Annotated in this window: 31 protein-coding genes; 23 read left to right on the top strand and 8 right to left on the bottom strand. The window is 43.1% G+C overall.

The annotated features are described in order from the left end of the window. Together BLR15_RS11295 and BLR15_RS11290 are read left to right on the top strand one after the other, a co-directional pair. Nucleotides 1-271 (top strand): transposase (locus BLR15_RS11295; RefSeq protein ID WP_143003974.1); only part of this gene is annotated, 271 nt, incomplete at its 5' end. Nucleotides 272-354: 83 nt separating this feature from the next. Next, on the top strand, nucleotides 355-738 hold the full coding sequence (locus tag BLR15_RS11290) for a type II toxin-antitoxin system death-on-curing family toxin (protein WP_092987553.1): 384 nt from the start codon (nucleotides 355-357) through the stop codon (nucleotides 736-738). Nucleotides 739-913: 175 nt separating this feature from the next. Here BLR15_RS11290 and BLR15_RS11285 read toward each other — a convergent pair whose 3' ends face one another. Continuing rightward, nucleotides 914-1,141 (bottom strand): hypothetical protein, encoded by a 228-nt coding sequence (locus BLR15_RS11285; protein WP_092987552.1) that lies wholly within the window; start codon nucleotides 1,139-1,141, stop codon nucleotides 914-916. A 218-nt stretch (nucleotides 1,142-1,359) separates the two neighbouring features. Between BLR15_RS11285 and BLR15_RS11280 the strand changes: the two genes are divergently transcribed. The 5 genes from BLR15_RS11280 to BLR15_RS11260 all read left to right on the top strand — a co-directional run bounded on the left by BLR15_RS11280 (nucleotide 1,360) and on the right by BLR15_RS11260 (nucleotide 4,697). Beyond that, nucleotides 1,360-1,791, top strand: coding sequence for a pyridoxamine 5'-phosphate oxidase family protein (locus BLR15_RS11280; RefSeq protein WP_092987550.1), 432 nt, complete (start codon nucleotides 1,360-1,362; stop codon nucleotides 1,789-1,791). Between the two features lie 157 nt (nucleotides 1,792-1,948). After that, a complete protein-coding gene (locus tag BLR15_RS11275; protein ID WP_245696773.1) occupies nucleotides 1,949-3,142 on the top strand; it encodes a CynX/NimT family MFS transporter in 1,194 nt (397 codons plus the stop codon). A gap of 16 nt (nucleotides 3,143-3,158) precedes the next feature. After that, nucleotides 3,159-3,485, top strand: coding sequence for a hypothetical protein (locus BLR15_RS11270; protein ID WP_143003973.1), 327 nt, complete (start codon nucleotides 3,159-3,161; stop codon nucleotides 3,483-3,485). A 21-nt stretch (nucleotides 3,486-3,506) separates the two neighbouring features. Next, nucleotides 3,507-3,758, top strand: coding sequence for a hypothetical protein (locus BLR15_RS11265; RefSeq protein WP_143003972.1), 252 nt, complete (start codon nucleotides 3,507-3,509; stop codon nucleotides 3,756-3,758). Between the two features lie 168 nt (nucleotides 3,759-3,926). Further along, the gene (locus tag BLR15_RS11260; RefSeq protein ID WP_092987542.1) at nucleotides 3,927-4,697 is read left to right on the top strand and encodes a hypothetical protein; all 771 of its coding nucleotides are present in this window, start codon (nucleotides 3,927-3,929) and stop codon (nucleotides 4,695-4,697) included. Nucleotides 4,698-4,821: 124 nt separating this feature from the next. Here the strand turns inward: BLR15_RS11260 and BLR15_RS11255 are convergent, their stop codons facing one another. After that, complete coding sequence (locus BLR15_RS11255; RefSeq protein WP_092987540.1) at nucleotides 4,822-5,733, bottom strand: restriction endonuclease; 912 nt, start codon at nucleotides 5,731-5,733, stop codon at nucleotides 4,822-4,824. Nucleotides 5,734-5,926: 193 nt separating this feature from the next. On the opposite strand from BLR15_RS11255, the gene BLR15_RS11250 reads away from it, so the two are divergent. The 4 genes from BLR15_RS11250 (at nucleotide 5,927) to BLR15_RS11235 (ending at nucleotide 8,065) form a co-directional block, all read left to right on the top strand. Then, nucleotides 5,927-6,529 (top strand): YdcF family protein, encoded by a 603-nt coding sequence (locus BLR15_RS11250; protein ID WP_092987538.1) that lies wholly within the window; start codon nucleotides 5,927-5,929, stop codon nucleotides 6,527-6,529. Nucleotides 6,530-6,709: 180 nt separating this feature from the next. Continuing rightward, nucleotides 6,710-6,952 (top strand): helix-turn-helix domain-containing protein, encoded by a 243-nt coding sequence (locus BLR15_RS11245; RefSeq protein ID WP_092987536.1) that lies wholly within the window; start codon nucleotides 6,710-6,712, stop codon nucleotides 6,950-6,952. Nucleotides 6,953-7,197: 245 nt separating this feature from the next. Further along, entirely contained in the window at nucleotides 7,198-7,659 is a 462-nt protein-coding gene (locus BLR15_RS11240) for a hypothetical protein (RefSeq protein ID WP_092987534.1), read from the top strand. Between the two features lie 13 nt (nucleotides 7,660-7,672). Beyond that, complete coding sequence (locus tag BLR15_RS11235) at nucleotides 7,673-8,065, top strand: helix-turn-helix domain-containing protein (RefSeq protein ID WP_092987532.1); 393 nt, start codon at nucleotides 7,673-7,675, stop codon at nucleotides 8,063-8,065. Nucleotides 8,066-8,187: 122 nt separating this feature from the next. Here the strand turns inward: BLR15_RS11235 and BLR15_RS11230 are convergent, their stop codons facing one another. Then, nucleotides 8,188-9,597 carry an aldehyde dehydrogenase family protein gene (locus BLR15_RS11230; RefSeq protein ID WP_092987530.1) on the bottom strand — a complete coding sequence of 470 codons (1,410 nt, stop codon included), beginning with the start codon at nucleotides 9,595-9,597 and terminating at the stop codon, nucleotides 8,188-8,190. Nucleotides 9,598-9,767: 170 nt separating this feature from the next. On the opposite strand from BLR15_RS11230, the gene BLR15_RS14315 reads away from it, so the two are divergent. The 5 genes from BLR15_RS14315 (at nucleotide 9,768) to BLR15_RS11210 (ending at nucleotide 12,946) form a co-directional block, all read left to right on the top strand. Further along, nucleotides 9,768-10,052, top strand: coding sequence for a hypothetical protein (locus BLR15_RS14315; protein ID WP_245696772.1), 285 nt, complete (start codon nucleotides 9,768-9,770; stop codon nucleotides 10,050-10,052). A 27-nt stretch (nucleotides 10,053-10,079) separates the two neighbouring features. After that, nucleotides 10,080-10,283 carry a hypothetical protein gene (locus tag BLR15_RS14310; protein WP_245696770.1) on the top strand — a complete coding sequence of 68 codons (204 nt, stop codon included), beginning with the start codon at nucleotides 10,080-10,082 and terminating at the stop codon, nucleotides 10,281-10,283. Nucleotides 10,284-10,420: 137 nt separating this feature from the next. Next, nucleotides 10,421-10,771, top strand: a complete 351-nt coding sequence (locus BLR15_RS11220; protein ID WP_143003971.1) for a type II toxin-antitoxin system MqsR family toxin — start codon at nucleotides 10,421-10,423, stop codon at nucleotides 10,769-10,771. A 46-nt stretch (nucleotides 10,772-10,817) separates the two neighbouring features. Continuing rightward, entirely contained in the window at nucleotides 10,818-11,825 is a 1,008-nt protein-coding gene (locus tag BLR15_RS11215) for a type II TA system antitoxin MqsA family protein (protein ID WP_176754144.1), read from the top strand. A 107-nt stretch (nucleotides 11,826-11,932) separates the two neighbouring features. Next, on the top strand, nucleotides 11,933-12,946 hold the full coding sequence (locus BLR15_RS11210) for a WD40/YVTN/BNR-like repeat-containing protein (RefSeq protein ID WP_092987524.1): 1,014 nt from the start codon (nucleotides 11,933-11,935) through the stop codon (nucleotides 12,944-12,946). A gap of 130 nt (nucleotides 12,947-13,076) precedes the next feature. Here the strand turns inward: BLR15_RS11210 and BLR15_RS11205 are convergent, their stop codons facing one another. Next, entirely contained in the window at nucleotides 13,077-14,093 is a 1,017-nt protein-coding gene (locus tag BLR15_RS11205) for an NAD(P)/FAD-dependent oxidoreductase (protein WP_092987522.1), read from the bottom strand. Between the two features lie 217 nt (nucleotides 14,094-14,310). On the opposite strand from BLR15_RS11205, the gene BLR15_RS11200 reads away from it, so the two are divergent. After that, the gene (locus BLR15_RS11200) at nucleotides 14,311-15,750 is read left to right on the top strand and encodes an APC family permease (RefSeq protein ID WP_092987520.1); all 1,440 of its coding nucleotides are present in this window, start codon (nucleotides 14,311-14,313) and stop codon (nucleotides 15,748-15,750) included. A gap of 444 nt (nucleotides 15,751-16,194) precedes the next feature. Further along, entirely contained in the window at nucleotides 16,195-16,917 is a 723-nt protein-coding gene (locus BLR15_RS11195) for a hypothetical protein (RefSeq protein ID WP_092987518.1), read from the top strand. 91 nt (nucleotides 16,918-17,008) lie between these two features. Here BLR15_RS11195 and BLR15_RS14095 read toward each other — a convergent pair whose 3' ends face one another. Further along, nucleotides 17,009-17,179 carry a hypothetical protein gene (locus BLR15_RS14095; protein WP_176754143.1) on the bottom strand — a complete coding sequence of 57 codons (171 nt, stop codon included), beginning with the start codon at nucleotides 17,177-17,179 and terminating at the stop codon, nucleotides 17,009-17,011. 203 nt (nucleotides 17,180-17,382) lie between these two features. Here BLR15_RS14095 and BLR15_RS11190 point away from each other — a divergent pair, with 203 nt between their 5' ends. Beyond that, the gene (locus BLR15_RS11190; protein ID WP_092987516.1) at nucleotides 17,383-17,892 is read left to right on the top strand and encodes a type 1 glutamine amidotransferase domain-containing protein; all 510 of its coding nucleotides are present in this window, start codon (nucleotides 17,383-17,385) and stop codon (nucleotides 17,890-17,892) included. 289 nt (nucleotides 17,893-18,181) lie between these two features. On the opposite strand, the gene BLR15_RS11185 is transcribed toward BLR15_RS11190, so the two are convergent. Further along, nucleotides 18,182-18,931, bottom strand: a complete 750-nt coding sequence (locus BLR15_RS11185) for an immunoglobulin-like domain-containing protein (RefSeq protein WP_092987514.1) — start codon at nucleotides 18,929-18,931, stop codon at nucleotides 18,182-18,184. Nucleotides 18,932-18,935: 4 nt separating this feature from the next. After that, the gene (locus tag BLR15_RS11180; protein WP_092987512.1) at nucleotides 18,936-19,349 is read right to left on the bottom strand and encodes an RrF2 family transcriptional regulator; all 414 of its coding nucleotides are present in this window, start codon (nucleotides 19,347-19,349) and stop codon (nucleotides 18,936-18,938) included. A gap of 163 nt (nucleotides 19,350-19,512) precedes the next feature. Between BLR15_RS11180 and BLR15_RS11175 the strand changes: the two genes are divergently transcribed. From BLR15_RS11175 to BLR15_RS11160, 4 genes are all read left to right on the top strand, one after another. Continuing rightward, nucleotides 19,513-20,661 (top strand): globin domain-containing protein, encoded by a 1,149-nt coding sequence (locus tag BLR15_RS11175; protein ID WP_092987510.1) that lies wholly within the window; start codon nucleotides 19,513-19,515, stop codon nucleotides 20,659-20,661. A gap of 114 nt (nucleotides 20,662-20,775) precedes the next feature. Continuing rightward, a complete protein-coding gene (locus BLR15_RS11170; protein ID WP_092987508.1) occupies nucleotides 20,776-21,750 on the top strand; it encodes a calcium/sodium antiporter in 975 nt (324 codons plus the stop codon). Between the two features lie 193 nt (nucleotides 21,751-21,943). Further along, nucleotides 21,944-22,909, top strand: a complete 966-nt coding sequence (locus BLR15_RS11165; RefSeq protein WP_176754142.1) for a nuclease-related domain-containing protein — start codon at nucleotides 21,944-21,946, stop codon at nucleotides 22,907-22,909. A gap of 182 nt (nucleotides 22,910-23,091) precedes the next feature. Continuing rightward, nucleotides 23,092-24,267: an IS256 family transposase gene (locus BLR15_RS11160; protein ID WP_092987504.1), complete on the top strand. Its 1,176-nt coding sequence runs from the start codon at nucleotides 23,092-23,094 to the stop codon at nucleotides 24,265-24,267. A 361-nt stretch (nucleotides 24,268-24,628) separates the two neighbouring features. On the opposite strand, the gene folD is transcribed toward BLR15_RS11160, so the two are convergent. Beyond that, nucleotides 24,629-25,480, bottom strand: coding sequence for a bifunctional methylenetetrahydrofolate dehydrogenase/methenyltetrahydrofolate cyclohydrolase FolD (gene folD / locus BLR15_RS11155; RefSeq protein WP_092987502.1), 852 nt, complete (start codon nucleotides 25,478-25,480; stop codon nucleotides 24,629-24,631). Nucleotides 25,481-25,845 lie beyond the last annotated feature (365 nt).

Genomic DNA, 25,845 nt, shown 5'->3' with positions numbered 1-25,845 from the left:
AAAAGTTTTCAAAATGAAAATAACAACAGATCTCAGGAAATATTCCGCACCAGCCCGTGGGTCTCTAGCATGGAAAAACATTTTCAAACGCCGTACTGCGGTAGAAAGAGTCAATGCATACCTTAAGGAATTCTTTCAACTGAACAATGTTCGATATCGTACCGGAAAACGCGCAAAAATTCATTTTGACATGGTGACACTTGTTTACAATGCATCCAAGTTGGCTGCAGACCGCATCGATGCTCAATTCATTCAGCAACAAGCTGCATGATTTCTGTTTTTTAAAATACATTTTAGGAATTCTGTAGGTCTTTGTATTTTTAAAAAGAGCAATTATGAAATTGATTCAGATAGATGAAATACCTTTCTGAATCTCAGATTATCGAAATTAATCGAAGAGCGATAGAGTTATACAGTTCTAAGGAACCTATAGGGGTCGTAGATTCAAATGCATTAAACATGATTGTAGAACAACCAAAACAACATGTTTTTGGTGAAGAACAATATCCTACGATTATTGACAAGGCTGCATTCATTTACCAAAGATTAGTGCTGAAGCATGTTTTTATTAATGCAAATAAACGTACCGCTTTTTATGCGCTCAATATATTTTTAGAAATGAATAACCACACCTTAGAAGTTGGTACTGACGAAGCTGTAGCATTCACAGTAAAAATTGCGACAGATACTTTATCAGATACTGAAGTTAAAGAATGGATTTCAAAATATATGAAATAGTGTTTATCTCAAATGAAATTCATAAAGTAAACACTGAGACAAAAGGCCTTATCATTTTTTTGATAAGGTCTTTTGTCATATAAATTTTACTACGAACATAAAGGGGATTGATAGTGCGGTGTGAAAAATTCTTCATACAAAAAGAGAGAGACATATGTCAATTTAGTATGGGATTTCATTTCTCATATACAATTCTACCATTAATGATTGCCGTCTGTACAAGGTCATCTGACAAGAGGGTTTCATCACTATACAGGTTTTTATTCAAAACCACAAAGTCTGCATATTTACCGGTTTTGACTGATTCCAGCGCACTATACCGGGATTGCATCATCACGGCATGATAATTCGTATCGAAATCAATGCTGGCAATGATGGCGGCATACTTTTGGGTGGGGGTCATGTCGTATAATGGTTATAAGGAGCACTCCTTCATTCTTTTTATGGTTCTTTAGATAATTACCATTATACAGGATTTGGGGAGATGCTCCCTTTTTCATATTTTGTACTCCTTGCTGCACAAGAACTGAGAATTATGAAATTGATGCTAATGTATAAAGTTCACTATAAAACATGTTTATCAGTATTATATTGTAGGAATTTATATATGAGGTGGTAAACATGAAAAAGGAACAAATCTGGGATGAGGTCGGAAAGATATTTGAAATGCCGCAAAGGGGGATAGTGTCCACTGCTTATGGAAATGTTCCTCACAGCAGATATATGCTGCTTTATAATGACGGTACAAATCTCTATACAAAAACGAGGCAGGAAACGGTGAAGGTGGATGAAATGGGAAAGAACAATCTTTCCTACATCATTTTAGGTTATGATGCAGAGACAGAATCCAGCTACTTAGAAATTTTAGCAGAAACTGAAGTAGTCATGGAGCAGGATACGATTGACTGGCTGTGGAAGCGGGAAGATCATCAACGTTTCGATCTGGAAGAAGAAGAGATTCTTATTGTCTTGAAATTCAAGCCTAAACAGATCAAGTTGATGAATGCGAATGATGAAATTGATAGACCCGAAGTGATTGATTTAGATGAATAAGCTATGAAAAAGATAGTGTTCACAGGGGAATGCTGTCTTTTTTGTGTTTTAAAAAGATTGCAAAATCTTCAAATAAGTTATAGCTTTGAATTAATATAAATTACTTTTTAAAATTGAAAGTGGTGCACTTATGCAGGATATTCAACGACCTCAAAAAATGAAAGACAATCTGATACTGATCATCGGCATCATTGCTGTTGCTGCGATGCTCCGGGCACCGCTGACGGCAGTGGGTCCGGTCATCAATGAAATACGTGATGATCTGATGATTTCGAATACTGTGGCCGGACTGCTTACGACGATTCCGCTTCTGATATTTGCCGCGGTATCACCGTTCGTTTCAAAAGCAGTGGCTAAATTTTCGATGCCGGTCACGATATTTTACGCCATCATTCTTTTGGCTGTGTCACTTTACATAAGAACGTTCGGTTCACTGGAATGGTTCGTGATCGGTACGATTCTTCTCGGGGTCGCCATCAGTGTGGGCAACGTTACACTCCCGAGCTATGCCAAGTGGAAGTTTCCTTTACAGGTGGGCTTTGTCACTGCCATTTACAGTTCGACGATGAACCTGACTGCTGGCCTCGGCAGCGGGGTCAGCGTGCCTCTGGCTGAACTCAGCGGCTGGGGATATAAACTGTCACTCACAATTTGGATTGTCATTGCAATCGCTGCGATGATTTTTTGGATTCCTCAATTGCGGGGTCGGGAGAAAAGCGTGAAGGCTGAAACTGACAGAGTGAGTAATGCACCCAAACGCAGGATGAGCCAATCCAAAATGGCATGGGCGATCGCCATCATGTTCGCTCTCCAGTCGACGACATTCTATACAAACGTCGCCTGGCTGCCGTCCATTTTGATGGATAAGGGCTACTCACCTGAAACCGCTGGCTATTTCTTCATGTTCTGTCAGTTTGCCCAGCTGCCAATGACTTTTTTATTTCCGATATTGGCAAGTAAAGTAGACAACCAGAGAGTGATCGTCTTCTTCATCACCGGCCTGCTCATGACAGGGTATCTGTTTTTATTCGCAGACGCATTCTTACTGCTTGTCATCAGCATGATATTCATCGGATTCGGCACAGGTGCTGCATTCAGCACTTGCATGCTTCTGTTTTCATTGAAGGCAAGAACCGACACGGGCAGTATTTCACTGTCGGGATTCGGCCAGTCGATCGGTTACCTGCTTGCAGCCATCGGACCATTCCTGATGGGGTATCTGTTTGATTCAACTGGTACATGGACACCGGCTCAATTTTCATACTTGATTGTTGTGGGACTTTTCTTTGGGGCCGGCATGGTGGCAACGAGAAAGTTCTATATAGAAGATGAGCTTGAAGGTGAAGTTTAAAAAGGGAGAGGATTTCATGAAGTGTCCGAATTGTCATGCGGAAGTGTCTGAAGACAAGACAAATTGCGGGTCATGTGAATATAGCCTGGTGGAAGGGGACCAGGATGAAGTCGGGGCGTTTATCAGAGATGCGATTACATCACCATGGAAATCCATTGGTCGGCCACATAGTATAAAAGCAGCCTTAATCTCTGTGGGTGTGATGGCTGCCGTATTTGCAGCCTTCGGCATTATGCATTTGTCAGGCGGATACAGTGATTCAGGATTTGCAGGATTGGAGATTGTATTCGCCGTCATCCCGAGTTTTATCCTACTATCAATATTATTTTTATTCGGGTACTAGGTTACGGTATTGTTCCAAGGGATGGTTACAAAGAACGCGGAGGAGTGGAAACAGGTCTTCACTGACTTTTCGAAAGCGATGCTCCCGCTGTATCTCGTCTATTTAATCGTTGCTTTCACTGTTGAGTATCTGCCATACAGCTTACAGGTGGCTTTATGGTGCGCGATCTATTTACTGACCATATCCGTGCCGGTCTTTGTCACGATTGGATATGCTGATAAGGACAACGCGAAATTCAATATCTTACTCTCTGTGTTGGTTACTACGTGGTGATCAATGTCCCTGTCGCTTATTTCACTTTTAGATTTCTATAACCATTGAGGGCTGCCGCTGAATTTTATTTTCAGCGGTATTCGTGTGCGGTGCCTGAATGAAGGGAACGAAGGAATTCTGTATTGAAGATGAATGGGAGATTAGGGTATGGAGATAAGGAGGGATTGTATGGAATGTCCGAAGTGTAATGCAGAAGGGTTTGAAAGGAATGAATATTGTCAGGAATGTGGATATGATCTATTGGATGACAGTACAAATGAACCGGAAAGTGACTTTTTTGAAGAGATGATGTCCTTCTATAAAAGTGCATTCTTATCGCCCTGGAAATCAATCGGCAGACCTATTCATATGTCGACGGTTATCATCGCAGTTGGATTATTGTTATCAACGTTATCATTGATTTCGGTCCTGCGATTGATGACGGCATTTGATGGGTCTCCGCCGCCTGGTAGTACACCATTGATGCCGCTTGTTATAACATTTATAGTGTTTCTCATCATTCTGGCAGTAGTATTTCTTATCTACTATGGTCTTACATATTTGATGAATGTGATTGTTATCAAGGACAGAGAGCATTGGAAGCAGGTGTTCAGTGATTTCTCACTTCTTGCTGTCATTCTGAATACATTGTATATTTTATTTGCTTTATCAGTTGAAATACTTCCTTCCGCTATAGGACTTTTAAGCATATTGATCGGATTTGTACTGTCCATTTCTGTTCCGGTGTTCGTAGTGTCCAAATATGCGATGAATAATAATTCCAGGATCAATATAGTTTTACCGATTATAATCTACTACGGAATCGTTCTTACTGTGAATCTTGCTTTTTTTGGCCATTTTTTGACACCTTGTTCAATAATCTATTTTATAGCATCATATTTTTTTGAAGGTGGTCAGCGCGTTTGTATATGTCATTACTCAACTTTCGCACCTAGATAATCGGTACGCATTCAATAGGCACGGTTGAACATCGCGCTTGGTCTATAGTGCTTGACTTTGTTTTAAAAATTTAGGACTCTAAATTCAACTTTGGAATCTTTTATATAATCAAAAGTCTTATACATTATTCTTCTACATAATAGTCGGTATCCAGTTTTTGAACTTTGTACACATTCTCGGTAGTGACACCAACTTCATAAGCGATCATCAGATCTGTCAGTTTCTTTCCGTCAATCAGAATTATTCGATTATAAGTATTTCGATCAGCAAAATCAATGGCACCCTGACTGAATGACGAAGTTGTTATGAACACGCCCTTATTAACACCATGACCATTCAATGCACCTGAAAATTTCTGAATTTCCGGCGAGGTGACATTATTCTGCCAACGTTTAGCCTGAACGTATATATAATCCAGACCCAGTTCATCTTCTTTGATCAGACCATCGATGCCACCGTCGTGTCCAAATTGAGTATGGATGAATGAATCTCGGTTTTTACCACCATAGCCCATGTGGAATAACAAATCCAATACTAACACTTCAAAAAAGTATGGTGACATATCCATAATTTCATTCAGTATTTCTTCAGATAATTTTTTATGAAGTAAATTAATTGATTGCTCAATTTGTTCTTCCGGTGTGATTTCTGTTACTTCTGATACAATTTGTTGTTGGTTTTTATTCTTACTTTGAATAACAGTTTGAAATTCTAGAAAGCTGGGAGATTCCTCAAGGTGGATTCTTCGTAAATTTAAATCATGTTTTTCAAGAAATTTATGGCCAATGTCTGTTATTTTATAATGTCCGCGTTTCACTCTTTTTAATGCACCAGCCTTATGTAAGTAGGTCAGGGCCCATCCTGATCTATTCGCAACGACTTGCTGTCCTGAATCTATGCGTTCATTCAAGTCTTTCTCCTCGAAAGCCATCGATTCGTATACCAACTTAAAAATATCTTGTCGATTTTTCACGTGGTTATCTTGAAGCACCATTAATATGTGAGAAAAGAAATATTCAAAATTAGGTATAGACAAATTATACACCCTTTCAATCTGTTAATTATTTACATCATATCATAGACCACAACTTCTTCTAAATAGTCACACCATCTAATAAGTACAATATTTTATTTTCAACCACGAATTATCATGTAATATTTACCCAGTTTTAATCTTTGCATGCTATCATAGGGTTTTATAACAAGTGTCTAAAATCGAGGTAAAAAAGATGAAAATCAGGCTCATCATTATTATCATATGTATTGCTCTGATGCTGACAGTGGTGTCCATTATAGAAAGCTTCAATCACTCAAGGACCGACGAACCGAAAAGGGCGGATGCAATCATCATGCTCGGTGGTGGTGATCAGGGCAGGATGCAGAAGGCGGCGGAGCTGTATCATGAAGGATATTCCGAATATGTCATCATATCGCCGGCGATGGATGAACATTACGCCCAGTCGAAACAGTTTGCGCTTGACTTGGGAATTCCTGAAGCGGCGATCATCGAAGAGGAAGACGCAACCAGCACATATACCAATGCCACTGAAACACTGGCGATCATGGAAGACCGCGGGTTTGAAAGTGCACTTGTCGTGACCAGTGACTACCATTTGAAGCGATCGAAACTGATCCATGACCGTATCAATAAAAACCACTATGACGGCAAATTTGAACTCACATATATCGCAGCACTCAGTGCAGACGGTGAGCCGTGGCATGAACAGACTTACGCGAAAAACATATGGTTCAGGGAATACGTGAAACTGTGGGGCTATCGTTTAGGATTGTATCATTTTATCGATATACCTGATGATACGGATGCACATTGATGGTTTATGGTTATGATGTAATGATATTGAATTGAAATAACATATAATTTTGACAGCTCTCATCTTGAGAGTTGTTTTTATTATGGCAATATGTATTTATACATATACAAGAACACGTGCTATAATATGTATGAATACATAATTAATTTTACTCATTGAAAAATCTAAAGGGGTGAAAATATGGAGGAAACTTTCAATCCTGAAGAGTGGGGACTCTCCAAACAAGATCAAAAAACAATTGAATTAATCATTCAATTGGAACAGGAACGTAAAAATCTTAAACTTACTCAAAAACAAATTGCGAAACGTGCGAATATCACTCAAGGGCAATTATCCAGAATTGAGAATTTAGAAAGTGTGCCGTCTTTGGAAACAATTAATAACATTGCTGAAGCGATGGATAAAAAGCTTGTTTTGATTTAGTCGAAGCTCATAATTTAATATATGTCTGAAAACATGCATAAAAACTATATGATCGCTGCGCAATTTAGATCATAAATTAAAATAAATTGTTCCTCCAGGTATGTAATCATATTGAGCAATATGAATCCGTTTGTTTAAGTAATAAAAATATAAGTTATTTCATTATATGCATAAATAATCTGTGAAGGAGGTATATACTATATAAAGCGTAATTTTTAAACAATTTATCGCTTATATGATATATTATGATAACAATAAATTTTCTGAGAGATGAAAATGGATACGAACAAGTTGCGGATTTTATTGATGATTTAGGAGCTAAAGCGTTGGATGATGAAGTGGAAAATTCGCATGCTTATGCTGAAATGGCAAGTAGAATATATTTCGTATTAGACTATATGCGTGATATAGGGGTTCCACCTGAACATTTAAGGACTTTAACTACAAAATCACTTGAAGGGTATAATATAACGTTGTCTACTATAGTTAAAGAGTTGAAAGGCCACCCTCCTCTATTAGAGTTTAGAATAAGTACCCAAGAACTAGGGGCATTCAGGGCAATATTTTTTTACATAAATGACGATGATGGAAATCAACATATATATTTCACTAAAGCTGTTATTAAAAAGCAAAAGGAATCTCAAGAATTTGAAAACAGTGTAGTAGAAAGCAAAAGAATGCTGGAAAAGTTTTGGGCTGAAAATTAGGGAGGTTACGATTATGACAAGCAGATTTGATAATGTCATGAATAATTTAGCCAAAGTACCAGAAGTCGAAGAACATATGAACAAATTACATGTCCAGTTAGCAAAATTAATATCAAAACAACGCATTCAACAAGGTTTAACACAATCAGAACTTGTTGAAATTATTAAAGAGAATGGTCAAGATATTACCCAATCCCAATTATCCCGGATAGAAACCGGTGCTGGTAATATAAATATTAGCACTTATGAAAAAGTTCTTGGGGCTCTAGGTTATGAAAGTGTTGAAATAATGTTTAAGAATCAAAATGTCAATAGACAAATGAGACAAGGTTACAGAAAGAAAAAAGGAAGGCGAAAACCTTCCAACAGACTAATTAAAGCAGATCAAAAGTTAATTAAGTCCTAGTTATATAGCTGTATACTGACATTCAGTATGCAGCTTTTTTTCTGTAAAATAGATTAACTTTCAAAAAGTGTAGTCATTAAAGAGAGCCTCAAATCTGAATTCAGATTTGAGGCTCGGTTATATTAAACGAACAACGCCTTGGTTTCAAGGTAGTCTTCCACACCGTACAGTCCGTTTTCACGGCCTAAGCCTGACTGCTTATAGCCGCCGAACGGTGCGTGTGCGGAACGGGCGCCGCCGTTAATGAAGACGTTACCTGTTCTGATTTTCTTACCGACTTTCAATGCTGATTCGAAGTCCGGTCCTGTGACTGCGCCGGATAGACCATAGTCCACATCGTTCGCTAACTCGATGGCTTCTTCTTCACTGTCATACGGGACTACGACGAGTACGGGTCCGAAGATTTCTTCCTGGGCGATGGTCATGCTGTTTTTCACATTTGTGAACACTGTCGGTTCGACGTAGTAGCCGGTTCTGTCGACTTTGCCGCCGCCGACTAATACTTCAGCGCCTTCGTCCTTGCCTTTTTGGATATAGTCGAGCACTGTCTTCATCTGGTTTTCGTCGACGAGCGGCCCGATGTCTGTATCGTAATCGGTCGGATCGCCGATTTTCACATCTTTATAATATTCTTTGATCTTTTCATTCACTTCATCCAACTGTTCCCTTGGAACGAGCAGTCTAGTCAGTGCGGAACAGCTCTGGCCCTGGTTGTTGATGACGGTTTTAGCCGCCTGGTCGATGGCCTGATCGAGGTCGCCGCCTTTCAAGTAGACGAGCGGTGATTTACCGCCGAGTTCAAGGACGAGCTTTTTAATGTTTACTGCGGCACTTTCATACATTTTCTGTCCGACTGAAGTGGAACCTGTAAATGATACGACTGACACGTCTTCGTGTTTCGTGAGATAGTCACCGAGGTCGCCTCCACTTCCTGTAACGACGTTGAATACGCCGTCAGGGAGACCTGCTTCATCGACGATTTCTGCAAGCAGCATCGCAGTGAGCGGTGTCAGGCTTGCAGGTTTCACGACGACCGTATTACCCGCAAGAAGTGCCGGTGTCATCTTTCTCTGGATCTGATTCAGTGGATAGTTCCACGGTGTGATGCATGCAACAACACCGAAACCTTCTTTCTGGATGACTGTACCGTCTTTCAGTTTCTCTTCAAATTCGAAATCTTTTATATCTTCAAGTGTTGCTTCCATTTCATTGAGTGACAGCGGCACCTGGCCTTCTTCCGAGAATGTCTGCGAGTTGCCGAGTTCACTGACCATGATGTCAGCGAGTTCCTGTTTTTTCGCTTCGATGCCTTCCATTATTTTTCTGACATATTCGGCTCTTTTTTCCGGAGAAGTTTCATTCCATGCCGGGAATGCATTTTTCGCAGCTTCGACCGCCTTGTCCACGTCGCTGTGGCTGCCTTTCGGCACTTTTGCGATAATTTCTTCTGTAGCCGGGTTCTCTACTTCACTGAATTCACCGGAATCGGAGTTCTGCCACTTGCCGTTGTAGTAAATCTGATGCTCTTTCACAAAAATCTCCTCCTGAATATTGAATATATAATAAAAGTCGTTAATGTCTATAGTAGCACTTGCTAGTAATCTACCCTGACTTCGTTTTGAAAAAACATACTTTAATGCATATTAAATATATTTATCGGGTAAAATTACAAAAAAGAAATTTTTTGAAACGGGGCGTTATTATGATTTCATATAAAGAACTGAACAAATATCTGGATGACATCGAACTTCCGAAAACGATTGAGCTAGTCCTGTCATACAGGCATGTACTGGAAAACGGGGAGTACAGATTCATCGACAGTGCGAATAAATTTCTTAGGGAGCATGAGCATTACGAAACTTACAGAGAGAAAGAGGCACATTGTCTTGGTACGTGTCTGACGGATTTCACACATGTCGGAGTCTACTTCCTGCTTGAAGATGAAATCGTAACAGTGAATACATCCAACCTCAACAAGGATGTATAGAAATGGGAAGTCTTCCATTATCCATTTTTGGAAATTGATGATCTGGACCTTGTCATCGTCGAAGGTATGACCGAGGATGATTATGAAGCGGGCGTCCTGTACCTGAAAGTTCTGGACGAGCGGGGCAATGCACGTACACATGTCATCCGCAACGTCAATTTAAGACATTTCTACTGCTTCGATAAATTTTATAACAATATAAAAGAGAGTAAAAACATTTCCGGTTCCTGATAAAATGGATTGCTTCCTCCTGAATGTCCAGATGAAAACATCTGTATATTCAGGAATTTTTTAAGTTTATACGCTATCAATTGATAGCAGTATTTAATGTCGTGGTGTATAATATTATCACTAACCAACGAGCGGTGATGAGAGTGAGTCGTGCATCCAAAGAAGAAATTAATGAGTTTTTAAAGGAATTCAGAAAAATAATGATCCAACCTGGAAAATTTATATTCATTAAAAGGAAGTATGATTTTACTAGCCTGGGACTGACATTGGAACAGGCCAAATATGAGATACTTACTTTGAAATATATCCATTATGACCGCGGACCATCTTCTGATCATAGGGGTGATGGTACAGAAGTATGGGAGTTTGGCAAACCGATTGATGGAGATACGGCTTATATAAAATTAAAAATTGAGGACGATATTTGTAAATGTATATCATTTAAATCCTCCTCCGGCCCGTTCACACTGCCATACAAAAACTGGTAATTGATTATTCAGGTGAATCTCTATCATGTTACAGGAGGGAAAAAGTATGAATAATAAGATATTTTATTGTGAAGGCTGCAAAGATGATGTGTCTACGTATGTAGAAGACAGAGAAGAAATATTCAATGTTCGTGGGGAAGATATTACAATCAACAGTAAAGTCAGAGTATGTGACAATCATCACCACGATATTTACGATGAAGCACTGGACTCTAAAAATATCGAGCGGGCATTTGAAAAGTTTCGCTGGGAAAACGACTATTTAAAACCAATGGAGATAAAAGAAGCAAGAGAAAAATATGGTTTATCTCAAAGAGGGTTTGCTTCCCTGCTTGGTGTCGGCAGCGCTTCAATTGCCAGATATGAAACAGGGGCTGTTCCTACAAATTCTCACCATACACTTTTAAAAAATGTGAGGGACAATCATGAATTTGTAAAAGATTTATATGAAAATAATGCCGATAAATTAAAAAGGCTGGATAAACGAAGAATGGAAGAAAGGTTGGATTATGAGGACGCACAAAGTATTATGGAGGAAACGATTCAATTATATTTAAAGAAAACCCAAATAGAAAGTAATCCCATATACAATGGTTACATTGAGTTCAATTTTGATAAACTCATGAATCTCATCATATATTTTTCAAAAAACATTGGCAAACTTTCAAAAACAAAACTAATGAAATTATTATTCTATACAGATTTTCGTAATTTCAAAGAAACAGGTTTGTCGGTTACGGGTTTATCCTATAAGAAGTTGCCATTCGGCCCGGTGCCGAATCATCATTTCCTGATGCTTGATTCACTCATGGAAAAGGATGCGATAGATATTATGCCATTTGATTCTTATGATGGAGAGTATATAGTGCCTTTGATTGAATTTGATATGACCTGGTTTGATGAAGACGAAATGAATATCATTCATTCAGTCGTCAAAGATTTTAAATATACTAATGCTCAAATCATTTCAGATCATTCGCACGAAGAAGAAGGGTATAAACAGACGGAAATGAATGATTTAATATCTTATGAATATGCTGAGATTTTGAAATGACGTCTGAATTGAAGCTTTAAAGCGGAGAACGTTCATGTGGGGACGGTTTTTATTTCCTTAAGTTCAGGGTATAGTCACATAACATGAATTGAAAAGGGGCGTTATGGATGGTTTCAATCTATTTTGCGACTGAAAATAAAATTTATAAGGCGGTTGAAGACGACGGGAATTGGACGATGGAATCGATGGATGGGCCAGAGGAAATCCGAAGTATAGCGTATGATGAGGTGTCGGGAAGATTGTTTGCGGGGACGTTCAACGATGGTTTGTACGGCAGCGATAATGACGGTGAGTCATGGCAGCGGCTGGGTAAAGACGTGCTGCATGACCGGGTGATGAGCATTGCTGTGAGTAAGACGGAACAGCTTGGTGAGTTCAGTGTGATCTGGGCCGGCACGGAGCCGAGCATGCTGTACAGAAGTGAGAACGGCGGCATGACATGGACGGACTCGCCGGAACTGGTGGAACTGCCTTCAGAGCCGGGATGGAGTTTCCCGCCGCGGCCGGACACGCATCACGTGCGGACGATCCAGCCGGATTTGCATGAGGCATATAGAATTTTTGTCGGCATCGAGCTCGGCGGTGTGATGCGGAGCCTGGATCACGGCCAGTCGTGGGAGGACAGGAAGCCGGGGAGCTATCATGACAGCCATTCTGTGAGGGCGCATCCTTTTGTCGAGGACCGGATCTATGAAGCGGCCGGTGAAGGGTTTGCCGAAAGTTTTGACGGCGGCGATACGTGGACGAAGTTTAATGACGGCCTCGGTGATTACACATATATGGTCGATGTTGCGGCGGATCCGGGTGATGCGGATACGATGATTGCTTCTGTTGCGCGCGGCCCTCGTGAAGCGTATATGCCTGATCGGGCGTTTACCCGCCTGGTGCGGCGTGAGGCCGGTGGCGAGTGGGCGTTCGTCGACGAGGGACTTCCCAAATCTGAGGGTTCCTCAGTGTTTGCGCTGCTCACGGATTCCGATCAGCCGGGTGTGTTCTATGCGGTGAATAATACCGGGATTTATGTTTCGGAAGATGCCGGACGTTCGTTTCGGAAAGTGGACGCCCGGTGGCCGGCGGATGTCGGTTCGGAACGGATGCTGGATGCAGTCCTCGTGAAGTAGATGTAAAAAAACTGCCGGGTCAAAGGTGACCCGGCAGTTTGACTGTGTAAAAGCTATTTTATTGATTCATTCTGGAGCGGGATTCATATGTTTTTACATCTATCGGTCAAACGGCTCTTCACTTGGCCGATTATATTTGCTGTATCATTTCTTTATTCTTATTGGCGAAGGCTTCGTTGTGACTGGAAACGATGGCTTCCTCGGCCGCCTCGCCGCCGGTGATGTAGGTTTTGGCGAAGTTTGCTGCCGTAGCGGCTTCGGGGAAGCAGGTGGCGATGAGATGGACGCGGTTGTCGTAGGTGATCTGGTCGCCGCATGAAAACAGGCCGGGGATGCCGGTTTCAACGGTGTTTACGGTTTCAATCATCTGATGTTCGTTCATCGGGATGTGTTCTTTAAGCCTGCCGATGAATTCACTGTTGGCGTCGAAGCCGTGGTTGATGACGACGGCGTCTGTGAAAATTTCCCGGCCGTCTGTCAGCTGGACGCTCTGGATATGATCTTCATTTTCATCAGGCATCAGTGTATCGATCGTCTCGCCTCTGATCACGTGGATATTGTACCTGTCCAGTTTATCCACCATCGCTTCATGGCCTTTCAGCTCGTTTTTACGGCATACGAGTGTAATTGAATTTGCGATGCCGCCGAGATCATGGGCCCAGTCTACGGCGGTATTGCCACCGCCTGAAATCAGCACATTTTTATCTTTGAACATTTTCAGGTCTTTCACGGTGTAATATAAATTCGACATTTCATATTTTTCCGCACCTGAAATATTCAGTTTGACAGGCGAATAAATACCGCGGCCGGTTGCGATGATGACGGATTTCGCCTTGAACTGCCCTTTGGTTGTCGTCGCGATGAACACACCGTCCTCTTTGATGATGTCCTCGCATGTCGTACCGGTTGAAATATCGGGGCCGAATGTATATGCCTGCTCGATCAGCTGACGGACGACTTCATCGCCGGTATTTGCAGGCATTCCGCCGATATCCCAGATGAATTTCTCCCTGTAGATGTCGAGTTTGCCGCCTAAAGTGTCATGGTGTTCGATCAATTTGACGGTCATTCCCCGGAGGCCGGCATAAAAGGCCGCATAGAGGCCGGCGGGTCCGCCGCCGATGATCAGTGTGTCAAAAATCTTCATATATATATTCCCCTTTATGGTTGTAAAGTCGTTTATTATATTTAATTATACTTTCAATGAGAATGATTATCAATCGATAATCATGATGATTTATGAATCGGGAGGATTCTGCAAAGGAATAAATTTCAGATTTTCCAATGTTTTTTTTCTGTTAACGGTTATAATTTTTTCATATTTGGGTATAATGAGTTATTGAAATAAAAATAGGAGTGAAATTATGGCAGAAACGAAGAACCTGGTACGCCAGGAGCTTGACAGTACGATGTCAAAACGTTTTATATGGGCGGTTGCATACGGTTCATCCATCGGGTGGGGCGCATTCATACTTCCCGGTGATTGGCTTGCATCATCCGGAACGCTTGGAGCGACACTCGGTATTACGATCGGCGGTCTGCTGATGCTGGTCATCGCGGTGGCATACGGGGCGCTGACGGCGAAATTTCCGGTATCCGGCGGTGAGTTCGCATTTACGTATGCCGGATTCGGCAAGTATTTCAGTTTTATCGCATCATGGTTTTTAGTACTCGGTTACATATGTATTGTGGCGCTCAACGCCAGTGCATTCAGTCTTTTATTCAAATTTGTACTGCCCGACGTACTTGAAGTGGGCTATCTTTATACGATTGCCGGCTGGGACGTGTACATCATGGAAGTCATTCTGTCCACGGCGGTGCTTGTAATTTTCGCATACATTTCATCCAAGGGATCGGGGTTATCCGGTAATCTGCAGTTCATATTCTGTTTATTCATGGGACTGGTCGTTGCAGGATTGTTCGCGGCATCATTCCTCGTCGGAGACTTTTCATTTGAAAATGCACAGCCGGTATTCAACGCGGAAAACGGTGTATGGACATCGATCATCCTGATCGTCGCCATCGCACCGTGGATGTATGTCGGGTTCGACAACATCCCCCAGGCTGCGGAAGAATTCAAATTCCCGGCGAATAAGACGTTCAGACTGATTGTCTTCGGTATTATCGCATCAATTTTGACGTATGTCGCAATGATACTCGTCACGTCATGGATCTACGCTGACCAGAACGCGATCGACGGCGCGATGTGGGTGACGGGCTCCGTCGTCCAGACATCGATGGGCACAATCGGTTTGGTTCTGTTGGCATTCGCAATCACATTCGGTGTATTTACAGGGCTGAACGGATTCTATCTGTCATCCTCCAGGCTGATATTCGCCCTTGGACGTGCGAATTTCGTCCCGGCAATATTCGCTAAAGTGCATCCTAAAAATAAAACACCGTACGTCGCTGTATGGTTCGTCATGATTGTGACATTGGCCGCGCCGTGGTTAGGTCGTACGGCACTGAACTGGATCGTGGACATGTCGTCGGTCGGCGTATCCGTTGCATTTTTGGCAACGAGCCTTGTTGCAGTGAAATTCTTCAGCAAAGGTGCTGAGAAGAACATGGTCTACGTTGTGTTTGGTGTACTCGGCGCCATCATTTCAGTGGTGTTTTTAGTATTGCTCCTGTTCCCGGGATCCCCGGCAGCACTCACAATGCCGTCACTGATTGCACTTGCAGCATGGATCGTACTCGGCATCATATTCTTCATGACACAATTTAAGAAAATCAACGCGATGACGAAAGAAGAGCTGGACTATCTCATACTGGGACAGGAAAACGGAGATAAGATCGAGTAGAATAGTTGAAATGGCAGGCACCTCTTGTGGAGGTGCCTGTTTTTTTGGATTAATTGCGTTTAACAGGTACTCGCGGCAATCACGAGTGCCTGCAGAAAGTTTAATAGGTATTCGCGGCGGTCACGAATACCTGCAGAAAGTTTAATAGGTATTCGCCGCGCTCACGAGTGCCTGCAGAAAGTTTAATAGGTATTCGCCACACCCGCGAGTACCTGCAAGAAGTTTAACAGGCACTCGCGGCGTTCACGAATACCTGCAGGATTCAAAACTCCTTATGAATGATCAAATTATCTGTCATCCCGGAGCTGGCAAATAACAAGATGCATTTAATTATTACAGATGTAAGCCTTTTCATAAAATAGTATTTTATTTATATTACAAGTATGTTACAATAATTACGTTATACATACATGAATATATTCTATCTATCTAGGAGCAATAATTATGATTAACCGGAAAATAGTATGGTTGTCAACCCTGATTTTTACTATCATTCTGGCCGGCTGCAATGAGGCGTCGGGCGATGTTGAAATTGCTGAAAATAAAAACCATCAGGCCTATGGACATGATGTTAATAAAATGACGGGATTTGCGCTTGAGAATGATGCGGACGGGCTGAAGATCGATGATGAGAATGCGGCACCGGCGACGCTTGATTTTAATCCCGTTTCCACTGTCGACGGGCAGCCGGTGGATTCGAGCCGGAAGGTGGAAAATTTCGTCGGGGAGCTGATTTCTGCGAAAACTGCTGTCGGGGATATATGGGATGAGGATTTTAACAGTCTATACTCGAATTATCTCAATCATTCCTACATATTGCAGAATGAAAATATGACACTCACCGAAGTTCAGACAGAGGAGATCGCCACCCGGATCGAGGCGCTGCATACGCAGTATGCCGAGCTTGAAGATAATCTGAAAGAGTTGGAAGTGCCGAAGTCCATGGCGGAAAACAATATGGGCGCTGTGGAGACGGTGATTGACGAAATCACACGTGCGGTTGAAAACCGGACACTTGCCCTGATCGAGTTCAAGTCGATCTATGAAAAAGATGATTATGTAAAACATGAAGAGCTGCTTGCGATTCATGTCGAGAACAGCAATGATTATATCAGCCAGGCAGATGAGAGCATCGATGATCTCATTTCAGCCGTCTATGAACAATAAAGAGCAAAGCTGAGTGAACAGCTTTGCTCTTTTATGTTTTAATTACTGTAAAAGGATAATTCCGGTTACAGTGAATAAAAAAACCGATATTTTATTTTTCGTCTTCGTCTTTGTCGTCCTTTTTGTCTTTCTTATCGTCGTCATTGCCGCTTTGATCAATTTTATCAACGACACTGTCGCCTTTTTCCTTTACGTTGTCCCAATTTTCACCTGCGTTAGATGCTGCATCTTTCGCTTTGTCAAAAAATCCTTTGTCTGCCATAATAAAACTCTCCTTTTTGTAGTGTTCTATTGTTTACAGTGTCAATTTACCCAGCATGGACAGGCATAAACATATAATGCACGAAACAATATGAATTTCTTCAAATTTTTTATGATCTGTCTGGAGTTAAAAGGCATGATGTTTATTCGACCCATCAAAGGGGTACACAGAATTATGAATCATAAAATAAGGAGAGATGTTTTGTGAGTGAAAAAGTAGCGGTTTTAATGGCTGACTATGTAGAAGAGATTGAATATACAAGTCCGAAAGAAGCAATCGAAGCGAAAGGCTATACGGTAGAAGTCATTTCGCCGGACGGTAAAGAGATAAATGGCAAGAACGGCGAGAAATTCACGTCGGATAAAAGTATCGATGATGCCAAAGCAGAAGATTACGCAGCGATTCTGATCCCGGGCGGATTTTCACCTGACGTACTGCGCGGCAATCCGAAAAATGCTGAATTTGCCAAACACTTCCTTGAAAATAAAAAGCCGACATTCTCAATCTGTCACGGCCCGCAGTTCCTTGTCGACACTGAACTGCTGAGAGGCTACGACATCACAAGCGTTGCCAACGTCAAAAAAGACCTGGAAAACGCAGGCGCCATCTATCATGATGAGTCCGTCATCGTGTCGGATAACCTGATTACGAGCCGTACACCGAAAGACCTGGAAGACTTCAATAACGCAATCCAGGAAGCATTGACCGAATAATAAAAACCGTCCCCTGTTCTTAGTAGCAGGGGATTTTTGCGTCCGGAACGCTGCCGTTTAGACAGCACCTTTTATTCACATTTTTTGGCACTAAATGTGAATATAGTGTGGAAATCAGTGCCATCTTCACAGAAAGGGGCCCCAGCTGTTCAGTTGAGGATAGATTTTAATCTATCTGCACAGCAGCCGGCTTAAATTCAAGCTTCATCTGAACCGGAACGCTGGCGCCCGCGATCACAAAAAATCCCGATATCCTCACAGGAGGACATCGGGGTTTATTTTGTAAAAGCTATTGAACTGTGATGGTGCGGGCGTGGGCATGCGGGATTTCGAACTGGTCGAAGACGGCGTAGGCGATGGTGTACTCTCCGGGTGTTTCGGTGTCGACTTCACCGGAAATGTAGGCCGTGTGGGTGATATCGATGCCGTCGGTGTCGATAATCTGGATGCCGCTTTTCGGATCGAAATCGGCACCGGCGTTGATTGTCGTATCGTCCATATTCTTGAACTGGACGTCGGTCGTCCCGCCGTTCTCACTGCCGCCGTCATCTGACGATTCGCCGGTCAGCTGTTCTTCGGTCGGCGGCACCATCGGTACGGTATCTGTCGGTGCTTCGGAGACGGTGATCGGTCTCGTGTACTCGAACCAGCCGTTGCCGCTGTTTTCCACACGATAGTTGACGGTGTAATTGCCGGGGCTTGAAGTGTCGACGTTGTTGCCGGATACTTCGATGTTGTCCGTGATATTGCCGTCGATATTGTCGAGTGCGTAGACGCCGGCCATGGGATCGAAATTATCCCCGACCTGGATATTTATGCTGTCCATCCCTCTGATGGTCGGGGTGGAGCTTGAGTATCCGGCGACTTCCTCTTCCATCGTCGGTCCTTCATAATCCGCATATCTTGAATCGGCTTCTCCGCCGCCGTCCTCGCTTTCCGCGCCGGTTTCATAGGACGGATCATCCTCCAGCATGTCTGCCGTAACCGGTGCAACGGGCAAGAGACCCGCCATCAGTTTCACTATTAAACTTCCATTCATGGGCTCACCTCATTAATGCTTTGGGTAGTATATCCTGTAAAGTATATTGTTCCAATGTGTTGATGTAGTTGTTCAGTGCGTCGTTTAACACATACTGAAGACCGCAGATCGGTGTCAATACACATTCATTGTCGGGTCTGAAACATTCTGCGATATAGAAATTATCTTCTGTGTTTCTGACGATCTGTCCGACATTCAATTCTTCTGGTTTATATTTTAACATAATCCCTCCGCCGCGGCCACGCACAGTATGGATGTAGTCGAGCTTGGCGAGGTTATGGACCACTTTTGTCAGGTGGTTCCGGGAAATGTTGTAGTACTCGGAGATTTCATCTATCTGGACTTTTTCGTCAGGTTGACGGGTGCCGAGATACATCAGCACTCTCAATGAATAATCAGTATACATTGTCAGCTTCATTTTATTCACCTCGTACTTATATTACCATGAAACGCCCGGTTTTCGAATAATGAATAAACTATGACATCTTTGTGAAATTTGTTACATATGCTTGAAATTAACACTTTTGACCTTTACTATTAAAGGTGTATAAAATATATATCTTAAACAAGGGAGCGTTTTCATGGAATCTCATAAGAAAGAAATTATTAAAGCGACGGTACCGGCACTGGAGCAGCACGGTACGACAATTACAAAAGTGTTCTATCAGACAATGTTTGAAAAACATCCGGAATTGCTGGACATGTTCAACCAGACGAACCAGAAAGTCGGCGACCAGCCGAAAGCACTTGCATTCACAGTTCTGCAGGCGGCGCGTCACATCGACGACCTGGAAGCGATCGTACCGGCAGTCATCGGCATCGCACATAAGCACCGTGCACTGAATGTCAAACCTGAACACTATCCGATCGTCGGGGAAAATCTGCTGGTCGGCATCAAGGAAGTGCTCGGCGACGCAGCAACGCCTGAGATCATGGACGCATGGGAAGAGTACTACGGCGAAATCGCGCAAGTATTCATCGACGTTGAAAACGGCATGTACCAGACTGCCGACTGGGACGGATTCGTGCCGTTCGAAGTGGTGAAAAAAGATCATCTATCCGACGATATCGTCCGTTACACAGTGAAGAACGACACTGTTGAATACGATCTTCGGGCCGGCCAGTACATCACTGTCAAAGTGGATCCGGAAGATTATCCGAACGAGGCACTCCGCCACTATTCCATCTGTTCGATCAACACGGACGAAGGGCTTCAGTTCGCAGTCAAGAAAGAGGGCAGCGGGGAAAAATCCGGTGTCGTTTCACACTATATGCATGACGACGTCAAAGTCGGCGACACGCTTGAACTGAGCGCACCGGCAGGCGACTTCCTGCTCAACCATGAAGAGGACAAATTCCTGTTCATCGCGGGGGGCGTCGGTGCAACACCTGTGATGGCGATGATCGAAGAGGCGATTGCTGCAGACAAGGACTCGAAGTTTATTTACAGCGTGCAGAACGAAGGCATGCACCCGTTCAAAGATGAGATGAAGGCATTCGGTGAAGAAATCGATGTGAAAATAAAGTACTCGGACACTGAAGGTTACCTGACTCACGAGGATTTCGAGGGTATGGAGGACCGCAGCGTCTACATCTGCGGATCCATGCACTTCATGAATGCGATGATTAAAGTGCTGACGGAAGTCGGCTTCGAAGAAGAGAATATCCACTTCGAACCGTTCGGTCCGAAGATGAGTGTCATCGGCGAAACAGTCGCATCATCAAATTAATATTATACAAGTTTTATATGTTTTGGCTCCTGGCGGACTTCATTCTGCCCGGGGTCTTTTATTTTCCTGAAAAGTGGGTATAGTTAGGAGAAACTTGACTTGGGAGGAACTTCTATGACTTACGTATGGCTTGTGGTGGGATTTGTGCTTCTTATAAAAGGGGCGGACTGGTTCGTGGACAGTGCCTCGACGATTGCTAAAAAATTGAGTATTTCACCGATTATTATCGGTTTGACCATAATTGCGTTCGGGACGAGTGCGCCTGAAGCGGTGGTCAGTATTATTGCGGCGCTTGAGGGCAACGGGGATATGGTTGCCGGTAATGTGGTCGGCAGTAACATTATTAATATTACTTTAGTGCTCGGCCTGACGGTGGTTGTCGCGCCGATTGTCGTTGAGAAGGAAGTGGCGAACAGGGATATTATATTTGCGCTTGGTGCATCTGTTTTGATGCTCCTTCTGATCAGTGAAAGATGGTTCGGCGCTGAAGGCGGCAGTGTCATCAGCCGTCTGGACGGTGTAATCATTCTCGGTGGACTTTTATTTTATATGTTCTACATATTTAAGAAAGCGAAGCGTGCGAAGTCGATTACGATGGATGACGCGGCGAAAGCCGATAGTACCGAGGAAGGTCAGAAGTTTGGCTGGGCGAGATTGATTGTTGTTTTGATCATCGGGCTCGTCGGCATTGTACTCGGCGGGGAACTCGTCGTATCCAGCGCCACCGAAATCGCGGTTGCGCTCGGCATGAGTCAGGCGCTGGTCGGTCTGACCATCATCGCGCTCGGGACGTCGCTGCCGGAGCTCGTCACTTCAGTGATGGCTGCGTTTAAAGGTGAAACCGAAATGGCGATGGGCAACCTGATCGGCAGTAATATATTCAACATACTGCTTGTGACGGGACTTGCTTCTTCCATCATGCCTTTGGATGTGACCGGTGTGATTGTCTTTGATATCATCCTTATGATTCTGATTACGGTCATGCTGTTCATCTTTGCAAGAACCGGCTACCGTCTGAGACGTACGGAAGGTATTGTGCTTGTTGCGATTTACCTGGTTTATTTCGTTTATATTATATTGAGAGGGTAGATGAGGTTTATTTAGATTCATCGTTGCTTGCGATAGATTCCGATTCTTTGACCCTTGACAGTTAATTATTTAATTCAAGAAATTTAATAAACCTGACATGAGAAAAAATCAAATCTCCTGTTTTTCGGCATATATATATGAGGGGTTCTTTTTTACCTTTTAAAATATATTGCCGGGACAGGAGGTTTTTATTTTGAGAAATAAAACTTTGGAATATCAGTGGCTGCATATATTGTGTGCGCGGGGCAGCGGTGATGATAAAGATGTGCAGAATTTGAAGCGTCTCGCCGCGGGTTATGCGGGGGATTGTGAGTTCGACGACTGGCTGTCGAGCTACGGCCGCCCGCACTGGAGAATTTTCAAGGATATCTGGATCGACGCGGGCGGCACCACACAGATTGATACGCTGCTTGTGACGGGCGAAGGTGTGTATGTATTTGATGTGAAGAATTATTCGGGCGCGCTAGAGTATGTGGACGGGAAATGGTTCAGCGGCGGCAAACGTCTGAATAAGGATATTTTTATTCAGCTGAAGCGGTCGATGGAGAAAGTGAACTTGATGCATTACCGCATGGGGCGGCCGGGCGGATTGCACAGTTCAATCGTGTTTATCAATGAGCATAATGATGTGAAGATTGTCGATGAAGTGGATGTTGAGGTGATGATGCGTAATGATATTAAACGGAAAATCCATAAAATTGCGGACGAGGAGAATTGGAATGGCAGTCTGGATATAGAGCAGGTCGCACGAGGTGTGGAGACATTTATCATCCCGTGTCCATATAAACCGCGTGAGCTGGAAGATGCAGAATTTGAAAGGCTGCGGAGCGGGATCTGCTGCGCAGAATGTTCGGGATTTGATGTGGCGGTCAACCGGTATCATGTCCGGTGCGGATGCGGCCATGTGGAGTCGAAGGAGAAGGCAGTACTCCGGACGATTTGTGAATACGGCGTGCTGCGGCATGACAGGGAGTTGAAGATCAATGAAATTGAAAAATTTCTGGGCAAAGTTGTCAGTAGACGAAGATTAACCGAGATTTTAAGAAAGAATTTTAAATTAGTTGCCGGTGGAAAGTACGCCAGATATGAAAATCCGCGTGCGGAGTATAGACAGGTGTTTAAAACTAAGAAATTTCGTTATGAGGAAAAAATATCATGATGAAATTATTGCTTATAGGCACTCGCCATGCTCACGAGTACCTACAGGAAGTTTAATAGGCACTCGTGGCGTTCACGAGTGATTGTGTCCATATAATTGTGTAATAAAGAAAAAATGAGTCAAATCATTCTCTTTAGTACAATGTTAGTTACCACACCACACATTGATTGGAGAGAAATGAAATGACTCAATTCAATTTTAACTTAGATATGGACCAATTAACAGAAGAGATTCTTGGCAGTGATTTAAATTCAGTGACCAAAGGCTTAGCCGTCGCGGTATTTAATGCATATATGGAAGCCGAGCGGGATGCGTATGTCCAAGCCAAGAATCGTGAACGCAGTGAAGATCGTCAGGATATGCGCAATGGTTATTATCAGAGAGACTATAAGCTGCCGGTCGGCCGAATCACTTTGAAAGTGCCGCGCACGCGTTCCGGCGAGTTTTCGACGGAACTGTTTGAACGTTATCAACGCATGGACCAGTCATTGGTCCTAACTTTGATGGAGTCTGTCATCAGCGGTGTTTCGACCCGTAAAGTGACGAAAATCGTGGAAACTTTATGTGGGGAATCAGTGTCCAAATCATTTGTTTCAAGCGTGATGGATCGACTGGATCCGGAAATCGAGGCATTTCAGAATCGTGCCTTACACGCGCAGGATTACGAGTTTCTGTACGTCGATGCCATGTACATCAAAGTCCGTGAAAACCATCGTATCGTGTCAAAGGCGGTGTATATTGCCCAAGCTGTGACGACTGAACATTATCGTGAAATCGTCGGCTTCATGATCTCCGGTGAAGAATCTTTTGAATCCTGGCAAACATTTTTTCAAGATTTACGTTATCGCGGTATGAATGATCCTAAAATAGTCATATCAGACGCCCATGAGGGCTTAAAGAAAGCGGTAAAGTTTGAATTTAAGGATGCGTCATGGCAGCGCTGTACGTTCCACTTTCTTCAAAACATCGTTAAAACCCTGCCGAAAAAAGGCAGTGAGGAAGCACGCAGACTGTTAAAAAGGATATTCAGAGCGGAGTCAATGATGATGGCAGAACAATACAGGGATGAGTTTTTTGAGTATGTTGATGGGGATCCAAAGTATGAAGACGCCGTCAAGAAGTTGGATGCCGGCTTTCATGATGCGACCCAGTTTTTGACTGAGGCCAAAAAATACCACGTCTCTTTAAGCACTTCAAACAGCTTGGAAAGAGTCAATAAAGAGGTCCGCCGGCGTGAAAAAGTCATCAATATCTTCCCTAACTTGGCATCCGCTGTCCGACTCATTGGTTCAGTACTGATTGATATTGACGAAGAATTTCAATCACCGAGACGAAAATTATTCCAAGCCAACGACTAGAGACCGAAGTGAAAAATTTCCCTCCCCAGCCATGGCTGGGGAGGGAACACCTCACATATTAGGTAACGGCATACATGTACTATAATCCTTATTACACATAATTATGGACTTGACTCTCGCAGTGTTCACGAGTACTTGCAGAAAGTTTATTAGGTATTCGCGGTGCTCACGAGTTCCTGCAGAAAGTTTAATAGGCACTCGCCATGCTCACGAGTACCTACAGGAAGTTTAATAGGTATTCGCAGTGCTCACGAGTACCTGCAAGACCCAAAAAACAGCTATAACTCACAAAAATCCGAAAATAATCACCCCAGCCACACAAAAACCCCGGTCGCCTGACCGGGGTTCCCTCTTACATGTATTATTCGATGCCTTTATTCCATTTGGCAGCGAGCAGTGTGTTGTTCAGCACCATTGTGATTGTCAGTGGGCCGACACCGCCTGGAACTGGTGTGATGTAGCTTGCGACTTTTTCTGCGGAGTCGTAGTCGACATCACCTTTCAGTTTACCGTCTACCATTGTGTTACCCACGTCGATGACGACTGCGCCTTCTTTCAGGTCGGAACCGGTGACGAGTCCCGGCTGGCCAACAGCTGAAACGACAACGTCGAAGTTTTTCAGTTTAGCAACCATGTCTTTTGTGCGTGAGTGCATCAATGTCACAGTTGCGTTCTGGTCTGTGAGTAATTTAGCGACCGGCTGGCCGACGATGTGTGAGCGGCCGATGACTGCAACTTCTTTACCTTCAAGCGAACCGGTGTGCTTCAATAATTCCATGATGCCGAGTGGCGTACATGGAACGAATGTGCGCTGACCTGTGTACAGGCGACCGATGTTGATCGGGCTGAATCCGTCCACGTCTTTTTCCGGTGAAATCGTTTCAAGTACTTTGTTTTCATCCACCTGCTTAGGCAGTGGCACCTGTACGAGAATACCGTGTACATCGTCATCATTGTTCAGACGTTCAACTTCAGCAAGCACCTCTTCTTCAGTCGCACTTTCTTCCATATGAACAATGCCTGAAGTCATGCCGATTTTTTCAGCAGCTTTGTTTTTAGATTTAACATAACTTAATGAAGCACCGTCATTACCGACGATGACGACAGTCAAGTTTGGAGTGATTCCTTTAGATTTTAAATTCTCTACTTCTTCTGCAAGTCCTGCGCGATAATCTTTGGCGATTTCGCGGCCGTTTAAAATTTCAGCAGTCATAAAAATTTTCCTCCTCGTATATTAAAGATAGTTAGTTTTTACTAACTATAATTGTTATATATTTCTTGATGTATAATAGTTATGAATCAGATAGAGGTCGTCGTTCTCCTCCTTGAAGTCCAATCTTCGCAATTTAGACTGACGCCTCTGTCTTTATAGAAATATTCGCATGAGCTGGATGATACATTGTTATCGCATATCTAACGAGGCTGAAGGTCTATAAAGATTAGAGGATGACCCCATCTGATTAATTTCTTTAGGCGGTGTTAAATATGTTCTATCTTGGTATTGATATTGGTAAACGGAATCATGAAGTCGGTCTCATTAATCATTCAGGTGATCCTGTAGGTAAGACCCTGAGTTTT

Origin of the sequence: Lacicoccus qingdaonensis (assembly GCF_900101075.1) — a bacterium.
Taxonomy (GTDB): Bacteria; Bacillota; Bacilli; order Staphylococcales; family Salinicoccaceae; genus Lacicoccus; species Lacicoccus qingdaonensis.
This window is presented reverse-complemented; position numbering and strand designations above follow the sequence as displayed.